The organism is Paraburkholderia solitsugae (genome assembly GCF_013177695.1).
In the GTDB taxonomy this organism is placed as follows: domain Bacteria; phylum Pseudomonadota; class Gammaproteobacteria; order Burkholderiales; family Burkholderiaceae; genus Paraburkholderia; species Paraburkholderia solitsugae.
In genome coordinates this window covers 1-1,073 of the sequence record NZ_WOEY01000200.1, presented here as the reverse complement: position 1 = coordinate 1,073, position 1,073 = coordinate 1, and the positions used below count along the sequence as shown (strand labels likewise).

The 1,073-nt window shown below is 63.2% G+C and carries 1 protein-coding gene; it reads left to right on the top strand.

What is annotated here, in order from left to right:
- Window positions 1–1,073, top strand: a 1,073-nt coding sequence (locus GNZ12_RS43845; RefSeq protein ID WP_235994105.1) for a porin, incomplete at both ends; no start/stop codon positions are given.

Genomic DNA, 1,073 nt, shown 5'->3' with positions numbered 1-1,073 from the left:
TAGCAACCTCGGCCCTTGGGTTGGTCGCCCTCGGCGCGCACGCTCAAACCAGCGTGACGTTGTACGGTATCGTCGATACGGGGATCGGCTACCAGAGCAGCCAGACGTCGCTCGGTTCGACGACTGGCGGCCGCTCGGTGATCAAGATGGTCAACGGCATCTGGGCGGGCAGCCGCTTCGGCCTGAAGGGCGCTGAGGATCTGGGCGGTGGCACGAAGGCGATCTTCCAGTTGGAAGAGGGCTTTAACAGCGCAACCGGCGCGCAGTCCGTCTCCGGTCTGGCGTTCAACCGGCAAGCCTATGTCGGTGTGGCCAATGCCACCTACGGTTCGTTCACCGCTGGCCGCCAGTACACGGCGTACTACTCGCTGCTGTCGCCCTATAGCCCGACCACGTGGCTGACCGGCGCTTACGGCGCCCACCCAGGCGATATCGATTCGCTGGATACGCTGTATCGCGCGAATAACTCGCTGGTGTACACGTCGCCGAACATGTACGGCCTGACGGTGAGCGGTTCGTATTCGCTGGGCGGCGTGGCGGGCAGCACCAATGCCGGTTCGACGATTAGCGCGGCGATCCAGTATCTGCACGGTCCGTTCGGGATCGCGGCAGGCTACCAGCGCATCAACAACTCGACGCCGGGCGGCGGTGCATGGGGCGCTGACTCCACGACATCTAATAACGGCGCGCAGGCGGGTGTATCGGGCATTAACAACGGTTACCAGACGGCGCAGGCGCAACAGCGCGTTGCAGTGACGGGCGGCTATGCGTTCAGCTCGCAATGGGACGTCTCGTTCTCGTACTCGAACGTGCAATACATCCCGGGCGTGAACTCGTTCTTCCACGGCGAGGCGATCTTCAACACGGCTGGCGCAGTGCTGCACTTCAAGCCGCTGAACGCGCTGGACCTGGCTGCCGGCTATAGCTATACCCGCGCGACAGAGTCGAATGGCATTACGAGCGCGGCCAGCTATCAGCAATTCAACCTCTCGCAGTACTACAGTCTCTCCAAGCGCACCGGCCTGTACGCGCTGGAAGCCTATCAGCGTGCGGGTGGCCAGACGCTCGGGACG